Annotated in this window: 8 protein-coding genes; 6 read left to right on the top strand and 2 right to left on the bottom strand. The window is 53.0% G+C overall.

The genetic code is table 11. The features are described 5' to 3' along the window. Window positions 1-307: hypothetical protein (locus tag ACTCIA_RS15610; RefSeq protein WP_463002735.1), on the top strand; the 307-nt coding region annotated here is incomplete at its 5' end. Between the two features lie 41 nt (window positions 308-348). Here the strand turns inward: ACTCIA_RS15610 and ACTCIA_RS15605 are convergent. Beyond that, window positions 349-1,536 (bottom strand): cation:proton antiporter, encoded by a 1,188-nt coding sequence (locus ACTCIA_RS15605; protein ID WP_463002734.1) that lies wholly within the window; start codon window positions 1,534-1,536, stop codon window positions 349-351. Window positions 1,537-1,544: 8 nt separating this feature from the next. After that, complete coding sequence (locus ACTCIA_RS15600; RefSeq protein ID WP_463002733.1) at window positions 1,545-2,027, bottom strand: cation:proton antiporter regulatory subunit; 483 nt, start codon at window positions 2,025-2,027, stop codon at window positions 1,545-1,547. A gap of 189 nt (window positions 2,028-2,216) precedes the next feature. Here ACTCIA_RS15600 and ACTCIA_RS15595 point away from each other — a divergent pair, with 189 nt between their 5' ends. From ACTCIA_RS15595 to ACTCIA_RS15575, 5 genes are all read left to right on the top strand, one after another. Continuing rightward, on the top strand, window positions 2,217-3,923 hold the full coding sequence (locus ACTCIA_RS15595) for a potassium channel family protein (RefSeq protein WP_463002732.1): 1,707 nt from the start codon (window positions 2,217-2,219) through the stop codon (window positions 3,921-3,923). 906 nt (window positions 3,924-4,829) lie between these two features. Next, window positions 4,830-5,972: an acyl-CoA dehydrogenase family protein gene (locus tag ACTCIA_RS15590; RefSeq protein ID WP_463002731.1), complete on the top strand. Its 1,143-nt coding sequence runs from the start codon at window positions 4,830-4,832 to the stop codon at window positions 5,970-5,972. A 45-nt stretch (window positions 5,973-6,017) separates the two neighbouring features. Further along, the gene (locus ACTCIA_RS15585) at window positions 6,018-7,154 is read left to right on the top strand and encodes an acyl-CoA dehydrogenase family protein (RefSeq protein WP_463002730.1); all 1,137 of its coding nucleotides are present in this window, start codon (window positions 6,018-6,020) and stop codon (window positions 7,152-7,154) included. Window positions 7,155-7,165: 11 nt separating this feature from the next. Next, the gene (locus tag ACTCIA_RS15580; protein WP_463002729.1) at window positions 7,166-7,858 is read left to right on the top strand and encodes a TetR/AcrR family transcriptional regulator; all 693 of its coding nucleotides are present in this window, start codon (window positions 7,166-7,168) and stop codon (window positions 7,856-7,858) included. After that, window positions 7,855-9,024, top strand: a complete 1,170-nt coding sequence (locus ACTCIA_RS15575) for an acyl-CoA dehydrogenase family protein (RefSeq protein WP_463002728.1) — start codon at window positions 7,855-7,857, stop codon at window positions 9,022-9,024. Before ACTCIA_RS15580 ends, ACTCIA_RS15575 begins: the two co-directional genes overlap by 4 nt. The last annotated feature ends 151 nt before the right edge of the window (window positions 9,025-9,175 follow it).

Genomic DNA, 9,175 nt, shown 5'->3' with positions numbered 1-9,175 from the left:
ATTTCTCAGAATTTCACGTACGGCTAAGTACGCTGCATTCTTCGAAATTGCGCAAGCCTTGATCTTGAACTTTTTACGGCACCATCTGAAATCAGACTTCCAAGGAAGTCCAAGGACGGGGTCGGTTTTTGAAGCGACATTGAGCGTTTACGGAAACCTCCGTAAACGGTCAGGAGCAAAAAAACTGACCCCGGCCGCAGGGCTTTCTTCCTGCAAAAACAGCGGACGCGGTAAAAAGCTTTTTACGGTGCCATCAACATTCGATATTCGTATTTGTTTCGGATTTCGATATTCGGGTTTTGGCTGAACAGGGTTTTCGTTCAGCCACTAAATAGCAGCTCCTGTTAATCATTCTGTTGCTTCATCTTTGGGAGCAGACAAAGAAGCCTGTTTTTCCTTGCGCCGTTTGTCATACCACCTGGCGATGGCCGGGGCCCGGCCAAAGAGATAAACGCCGATAAACGCAGTGATTATAATGTAGATTCCGCTGAAAACCCGCAGTTGGGCCGGGGCCATGCTGGCGATGATGGCTGAAAACTCCCCCCTTTGCACCATGGAAAATCCGGCCCTTACAGATGCCTTGGGCGAGAGTCCGAACATGCGGCTTCCGGCAAATGCCGTAAGGATCTTGCCGAAAATGGCCCAGGCCGCCATTGCCACCATCATGGGCACATACGAAATCCCTTCGCCCAGATAAATGGTTGTTCCAAACCAGAAAAAGAAAAACGGCAGTGTCAGATCCCGCACCGGCAGCGTCAGGTGTTCGAGTTCCGGAGATCGGCCGGTTTCCGAAAGCATCACCCCGGCCAGAAATGCCCCGAGAATTTCCGAAAGTCCAAGGGATATGGCCAGGCCGGCATAGGCAAGGGCCACGCCCACGGCCAGAAGCGGCATAAAATCATGCTGGATATACTTGGAGACAAATTGATTGAGCCGGGCAAACCCGTAATGGCCCATGGCAATGGCGCCGATGATCAGCAGCAGGATTTTTGAAACCAGTATGCCCATAAACGCAGGTGAAAGCGATTCGCCCGCATTGATGCCGGCAATAAACGATACCAGCAGCGGCGCCACCAGGTCTTCAAAAATCAGCAGGGCCAGGATGAACTCGGCTTCCGGGTTGGCCAACCGCTTTTTTTCCTCCAGCATCTTGGCTGAGATGGAAGAACTTGTGGCATAGGCCATGGACCCGATGATAAAAGCAGAAATAAAGCTCAGGCCAAAGAGCATGGCAATGAGCATGGCCCCGCCCATGTTTAACCCCACGTCCAGCAGTCCGGCCGGCCAGATTTTTTTTGAAATACTGACCATCCGGGCAAGGGGAAATTCCAGGCCCAGGATAAAAAACAAAAGCACGATGCCGATTTCCGCCACCGTGTGGATGGCCTTGATATCGTGGAAAAAAGACGATACCGCCACGCCCAGGATGATGTAGAGCAAAACCGAAGGCAGCCGGAATTTCTGTGAAGTGAAGCTGACCAGGAAAAACGTGCACAGAATCAGCCCGGCAAACAGAAGAAAAGGGATGGTTTCCACGATTTGTCCTATAATTTGCACAGGTTGTCGAGATTCTTGGTCTGCTCACGATTGCCGATGACCATGAGCACGTCTCCGGGCAGGATCACCTCGTTGACATCCGGGCTGCCGATCATTGTTTCACCGCGCTGGATGCCGATAATCGTGGTCCCGGTCCGGGATCGGATCTGGCTGTCAATGATCTTCTGGTTGGCAATGCAGCTGTCGGCCTCCACGCGAAGCCATTCCAGACGCACTGTTTTTAAAAACAGTTCCACCCGGTCATCTGCAACCGGTTGATAATCCACGCCCAGCAGGATGGTGCCCAGCTGACGGGCTTCTTCATCCGTGAGACTGAGGGTGAAATCCGGATCATCCTCCTCGTCTTTGTCAAAATGGTAGATTTCCCGGCTGCCGTTGTGGTGCAAAATCACGGTCACCTGCTCGTCATTAACGGTCTTGAAGGAATAGCGCTTTCCGATGCCCGGCAGTTCAGTGGTTTTGATCTGCATGAATCTGTTCTCCATTGGGGGTTTTTGTTATTGTTTTTCAATTAGTTGTTTTTGCGCAACAATTCAATTGTTTTTGGTTTTGATCCGGGCGCACTTGCGGACTTACAATAAGTAATGGACCAGCGACCGGAAATCTGCTATCCGGATTGACAAATACCATCGCTGATTTCCGGCAAGAGGATGCCCTGGATGAAAACCATGGCCACACAATTGTCCCTGCTTTTCGGAGAGCGGCAGCAGAAAGGCAATATGCGGCTGCTGGTCAAGTTTCTCCTGGTCCTGGTGCTGTTTTTTGTACTCTACAGCATATTGTTTCACATGCTGATGCTTTATGAGGGCCGCCAGTATTCCTGGGTAACCGGATTTTACTGGACTTTGACCACCATGTCCACCCTTGGATTCGGCGATATTACCTTCCACAGTGATGCGGGAAGACTTTTTTCCGTGGTGGTGCTTTTAAGCGGCATTGTTTTTCTGCTGGTCATGCTGCCGTTTACCTTTATTCAGTTTTTCTACGCCCCCTGGCTTGAAGCCCAGAACAAGGCCAGGGCCCCGCGGGCAGTGCCTGATGATCTTTCCGGACACGTTATTTTGACGCATTTCGATGATGTGGCCGTCAACCTGATTGAAAAACTTGAGCGCTACGCTGTGGCCTACTTGATTGTGATCCCTGAACTGCAAAGCGCCCTGGATCTCCACGATATGGGCTATCACGTGGTGGTCGGCGAACTCGATGATCCGGAGACCTACCGCCGGCTTCGAATCGAGGCCGCTGCCATGGCCCTGGTTTTAAACGATGACATCACCAGCACCAATATCATCTATACCATCCGGGAAGTCAGCGACCAGGTGAAGACCGTAACCAACGCGGATGTCGGCGATTCGGTGGATATTCTGGAACTGGCCGGCAGCAGCCATGTGTTCCGGTTTACCCAGATGCTTGGAAAGGCTTTGTCCAGGCGTGTTCTGGGCGTGAGCATGAAAGCCAATGTCATCGGCGCCTTTGACCGGCTGCTGATTGCCGAGGCCCCTGTCATGCGCACCTGGCTTCAGGGCAAAACCCTGGCTCAAAGCAATCTGCGTCAGGCTGCCGGCGTGAATGTGGTGGGGATCTGGGAGAAAAATCAGTTCATGATCCCGGCGGCCCAAAGTCTTCTGGGTGAATCCACAGTATTGGTGCTGGCCGGAACCGAGGCCCAGTTGGAGCGATTTGATGCTTCCATCGGCCATGATGCGGAGAGCAGCGCCAGGGACCATGCACCCGTTGTGGTGCTCGGCGGCGGGCGGGTGGGCCAGGCCGTGGCCAGGTCTCTGGAAACCCGGCGGATCGATTTCCGGGTGGTGGAAAAACGTTCTGTGATCGCCTCCAAAGATTCCAGGTATATCCACGGCAGCGCCGCTGATCTCGAAGTGCTCAATCGGGCGGGCATCAATGAAACCCCCTCTATTATCATTACCACCCATGATGACAATCTCAATATTTATCTGACCATCTATTGCCGCCGGCTCCGGCCGGATGTCCAGATCATCAGCCGGGCCAGCCTGGACCGGAATATCAACACCCTGCACCGGGCCGGGGCCAATCTGGTGCTGTCCTACAGTTCCCTGGTGACCGCCACCATCATGAACCTGCTTCATCCCCAGCAGATGCTCATGCTTTCAGAGGGACTCAACGTGTTTCGGGTCACGGTGACCCGAAAGCTTGAAAACAAGCCTTTGATGAAACTGCAGATCCGCGAGCAGACCGGCTGCAGCGTGGTGGCGGTGAAAAAACACGATGAACTGGTCATCAACCCCGAGCCTGACATTGTTGTCCGCCATGGGGATGAACTGGTTCTGATCGGCTCTGCGGAATCAGAAAAACGCTTTACGGAAAAATTCCCGGCAGCCGTCTGAAAATCCAACCGTTCTTCTTCTAACTTCAAAACAGTTGCTGTTATTGCCTGGTTCTATGATTTTCGCATGATGCCGGCCCGGTGGCGGTTTGCTCCCTTCTTCTAAATAACTTCGTTCAAGGTTCAAGGTTCAAAGTTCAAGGTTCAAAAAAATAAAATCAAAGCCTTTAAGCATGCGGCAAAAGTTATTTGCAGTGTTCGGTCCCGGGCGGCGGCCCTGGTAAAAAGCTTCCAAGAAAGCCCAAGGGCGGGGTCGGCTTTTGAAGGGACATTGAGCGTTTTTGCGTGAAAAATTCAAACTGTTTGAGCAAGGCAGAGCGGGTTTGTCAATTTTAAGCAAAGGCATTTGATCAATCCGTAAAAACGGTCAGGAGCGAAAAAGCCGACCCCGACCGCAGGGCTTTCTTCCTTACAAACAGCGGACGCGGTAAAAAGCTTTTTACGATTCCATCAAATTTGAAAATTGCTCAATTGGGCTATGATTGTCTGCCTGTATTGCATTTTTTTTTAAAATTGCATTGACATTTTACTGAACCTGATTTTAATATCTGAATCAGATTTTGTTTATGAATCATTTTTTAATGAGCCTGTAAAAAGTCTTTTTTACAGGCAGTGTTAAGTTTGAAGTGGTTAAGTGTTAAGCAAAATCAGTAAGTTATTTTTTTATTGGTTGGCGGTCATATCCGATTTGGGACTTCCAAGGAAGTCCAAGGGCGGGGTCGGTTTGTAAGCGACATTGAGCGTTTACGGAAAACTCCGTAAACGGTCAGGAGCGAAAAAGCTGACGCCGACCGCAGGATTTCCTTCCTGCAACAACAGCGGACGCGGTAAAAAGCTTTTTACGATTCCATCAGTTTTTAATATTTGGAATCCCCTTATACCTCAATTTTCCAGACAGGAGCGGCTGATGGACTTTGCCTTCACCAGAGAACAGCAAATGTTTAAAAAAGAAATCATCCGGTTTGCCAAAAAGGAAATCGTTCCCCGGGTTCAGGAACACGACCGAAACGAGGCCTTTGATTTTGAATCCTTTCGTAAACTGGGGCGCTTCGGCATCCTGGGGCTGCATTTTCCGGAACAATACGGCGGCTCAGGAGCCGATGTGGTCACCACGGTCATGGCCGGCGAGGCCCTTGGAGAGGCCGGTGTTGACGGAGGGCTCACCCTGGCTTACGGCGCCCACTCCTTTTTGTGCGCAGACACCATCTTGCGCCATGCCACAGAAGAGCAGCGTCAAAAATACCTGCCCCGCCTGGCCAGCGGGGAATGGATCGGGTGCATGGGACTGACCGAGCCGGATGCGGGCTCGGATGTGGCCTCCATGCGGACCACGGCGGAAAAAAAAGGGGACAAGTATGTTTTAAACGGCAGCAAGATTTTTATCACAAACGGCCCCATTGCCGATGTGGCCGTGGTTTATGCCAAAACCGATCCGGGCGCCCAGCATGCCGGGATTTCCGCTTTTATCGTGGAAAAGGGGACCAAAGGCTTTGAGGCCGGCCCCCCGCTGATCAAGATGGGCGTGCGCACCTCCCAGACCTCTGAGCTGTTTTTCAGCAACTGCGAAATTCCTGCGGAAAATCTTCTGGGCGGGGAAGGCGAGGGGTTTAACATGTCGCTTCAGACCGTGGAATGGGATCGCAGCGCGCTTTTGTCCCCGTTTGTGGGGGCCGCCCGGTACATGCTCAATGCCTGTGCCGATTATGCCAAAAAACGCCGGCAGTTCGGCCGTCCCATCGGAAAATTCCAGGCCACCAAGCACAAGCTGGCCAATATCCGCATCTTTTACGAAGCCGCCCAGAGTCTGGCCTACAGGATTGCCTGGTGCAAGGACCAGGGCCGCCCGCTAAACCACCTGGAGGCGGCAGTGGCCAAGCTGTTTGTGGGCGATTGGTCCATGGGCCCGGCCAATGATGCCATGGTCCTGTTTGGCGGCTACGGCTACTGCCATGAATACAACATGGAACGCATTTTCAGAGACAGCCGGCTGGCGCCCATCGGCGGCGGCACATCCGATATTCAGAAAATGATTATTGCCAGGCTGATTTAGCCATGCGCGAAATGGCGCAATCAAATGCCCGAGGAGAAGGCCCTTATGAATTATGATTTCACCCCTTTGGAAACCGCCCTGTTTGCAGATGTTGCAACAGCCCTGAAAAGGCTGCCAACAGACGCAGACCCGGACAACCGGCAGGCGCTGTTGGACAAAGACCTGCTTTGCCGGATCACTGGCAGTCTGGCGCAAACCTCATATCTGCGCCTTGGTCTTGAACCCGTAGCAGATCTAAACGGCCATCTCAGCCTCATGGGTGCCATGGAAGCACTGGCTTGCCGATCCCCTTCAGCCTATCTGGCCGTGGAGGCCAGCACCCGGCTGTTCGGACGGGCGGTTGCCGATTGGGGGGATGCCGCCCGGAAGGCCCGGTGGCTTAAGCCGGTTCTGGCTGGAGATTTGATCGGCGCCCTGGCTTTGTCCGAGACCTTCACACACGGTGAAAACCAGTCTCTTGCCACATTCGGGGAAAAACACGGCCGGCAGGTGACGGTCACGGGAGCCAAGCAATACGTGATCAACGCTCCGGTGGCCGACTGGATTGCAGTGGCTGGCATGCTGGAGGACCGGTTTGCCCTGTTTTTCATCCAGAGCACAAGCCCCGGGCTTTTTATTGACGCCCCCCTTGAAACCATGGGCTATGAAGGCACCGCCATTTCCCATATCCGCCTGGACGGATGCCGGATTGACGCAGATCAGGTGATTTGTCCGGATAACGGGCAAAACCTGCCGGAAGTGCTCAAAATGTGGGAAAACCAGATTCTTCTGGGTGCCGGGCTGGGCGTTTCCAGTGCCGCTTTTGAAACCGCAAGGGATTTTGCCAAGACCCATAAAAGCGATGGAAAACCTGTAATCGCCCATCAGGAGATGGGATTTAAGCTCGCCGAGATGTTTACTCTGCTTCAGACCGCCCAATTGCTGGCATACCGCACTGCCTGGACCCTGGAGACAAACCCCAAAGAGGCCCAAGAGCTGATGTGGTGCGCCAAGGTTTTTTGCACTGAATCAGCAGAGCAGATCTGCAGCCAGGCTTTGCAGGTTATGGGGGCGGCAGGCTGTGTGGAAGGCAACCGGGCACAGACAGCTTACAGGTGCGCCAAGTATAACCAGGTCACAGGCACTTCAACAGAGATTGCCCGGGTGAAAATCGGCGATGCCGAGCTGGGTTACCGGGAATAGAAAGGATTGAGATGCCGGTAAAAAAATCCGGGGATGATCCCAAAAAAATGACCAAATCCGCCCTTCGCCGTCAGCGGGAAAGAGAAAAACGGGTGGAGACCATCTTGCGGGCTGCGGAAACCCTCTTTGCCAAAGAAGGCTTTCACAAAGCCGGCATGGAGCAGATTGCCGATGCAGCCGAAGTATCAGTGGGCGCGGTTTATTTTTACTTCAAAAACAAGGAGGATCTGCTGATCCGGATGATGGACGAAATCGGCTATCTCCTGCGATCCATTCTGGGCCGGGAATTTAAGGCCAACGGAGGTACCCTTGAGGGTTTTAAACGGGCGGGGCATGCCTTTTTTGAAGATTTCTGCGCCAATTACCCGGAGCAGGCAGCGATTTTATTCCGGGAATCGGTGGGCAAAAGCGAGCTTGTGGAGCAGCGCCGCAAGTTGATTTTTGATAAATGCACCAGCGATGTACTGAAGGCATTAAACACGGTCAGCCGCAACCAGGCCGTGGCCTTTAAGGGCCGGTTTTCCGCTGAAGTCATTGCCGTAAGCATCATGGGCATCTATGAGCGGGTGGCCTACCATTATCTTCTCTGGCAGGACCGGGCCGAAGATCTTACCGATATCGGAAGGGATGCGGTTGCCTTTATCGCCGGCGGGGTCAGCAACCTGTTCGAGGAGCCGGATCAGGAAGGGAGAGGGGAAAAATGAAAAAAAAGCAAGATCCCGCAGACAGCCGTTTTTACCAGAAATATTTCACCAAACAGCACGACATGCTTCGAAATGCGGTTCGTGAGTTTGTCCGGAAAGAAATTGCGCCTTTTGTGGACGACTGGGAAGAACAAGGCGGCTTTCCCCGGGATCTGTATAAAAAAGTGGGCGAACTGGGCTACAGCAGCGTGTCTTACCCGGAAGACGTCGGGGGGGCCGGGGGAGATTTGTTTGAGGAAATTGTGGTCAACGAGGAATTTATGCGCGGCGGGTCTCCGGGTCTTGTGGCCAGCCTGTACTCCCATGGCATTGCCCTTCCGCCGCTGATCAAATACGGCACAGACGAGCAAAAGGAAAAATTTGTCAAACCTGTGGTAGCCGGCGACCGGGTGGCTGCCCTGGCCGTGACCGAGCCCGGGGGCGGATCAGACGTGGCCAGCCTGCAGACCACGGCAGTGCGCGACAAGGATTGCTACATTGTTAACGGAAGCAAAACCTTTATCACCTCGGCCATCAATGCGGACCAGATTACATGTGCGGTCAGAACGGGCGGGGAAGGGGCCCACGGCATCAGCCTGCTGGTCATCGAGGCTGACACCCCCGGATACTCCGTATCGGATAAACTCAAAAAAACCGGATGGTGGACATCGGACACGGGACAGATTTTTTTCGATGATTGCCGGGTGCCCGTGGAAAACCGCATAGGCGAGGAAAACAAGGGCTTTTACTATCAGATGGAAAATTTCCAGTCCGAACGGCTGGCCATGGCTGTTCAGTCAAACATGATTTCCCGGATGTGCCTGGAGGAAGCCATCAAATATGCCAGGCAGCGAACAGCCTTTGGAAAAACCCTGACCGGCTTCCAGGTGACCCGCCACAAGATTGCGGAAATGGCCACCCGGGTGGAGGCCAGCTCCGAGTTTACCTACCGGGTGGCAGCCATGGTCAATGCCGGGGAATATAAGGTTGCCGAAGTCTCCATGGCCAAAAATTTTGCCTCCCAGGTGGCAAACAAAGTGACATTTGACGCCACCCAGATTTTCGGTGGATACGGGTTTATCCGGGGTCACCTGGTGGAGCGTCTGTACCGGGACAACCGGATTTATTCCATTGGCGGCGGCACCCATGAAATCATGAACGAGGTGATTTCAAAGATGATTCTGTAACCTTGAACCTTGATGGCGCCGTAAAAAGTCCAATATCTGCGTTATGCGCAACTTCTCAGAATTTCACGTACGGATAAGTACGCTGCATTCTTCGAAATTGCGCAAGCCTTGATCTTGAACTTTTTACGGCACCATCTGAAATCAGACTTTT

The organism is Desulfosalsimonas sp. (genome assembly GCF_055149105.1).
Note: the sequence above shows the minus strand (reverse complement) of the source record. Positions and strands in the feature narration are given on the sequence as shown.

What these genes read in the sequence shown, in the direction of transcription:
- ACTCIA_RS15600 (WP_463002733.1), bottom strand. Translation starts at nt 2,027, where the DNA reads ATGCAGATCAAAACCACTGAACTGCCGGGCATCGGAAAGCGCTATTCC.
- ACTCIA_RS15595 (WP_463002732.1), top strand. Translation starts at nt 2,217, where the DNA reads ATGAAAACCATGGCCACACAATTGTCCCTGCTTTTCGGAGAGCGGCAG.
- ACTCIA_RS15590 (WP_463002731.1), top strand. Translation starts at nt 4,830, where the DNA reads ATGGACTTTGCCTTCACCAGAGAACAGCAAATGTTTAAAAAAGAAATC.
- ACTCIA_RS15585 (WP_463002730.1), top strand. Translation starts at nt 6,018, where the DNA reads ATGAATTATGATTTCACCCCTTTGGAAACCGCCCTGTTTGCAGATGTT.
- ACTCIA_RS15580 (WP_463002729.1), top strand. Translation starts at nt 7,166, where the DNA reads ATGCCGGTAAAAAAATCCGGGGATGATCCCAAAAAAATGACCAAATCC.
- ACTCIA_RS15575 (WP_463002728.1), top strand. Translation starts at nt 7,855, where the DNA reads ATGAAAAAAAAGCAAGATCCCGCAGACAGCCGTTTTTACCAGAAATAT.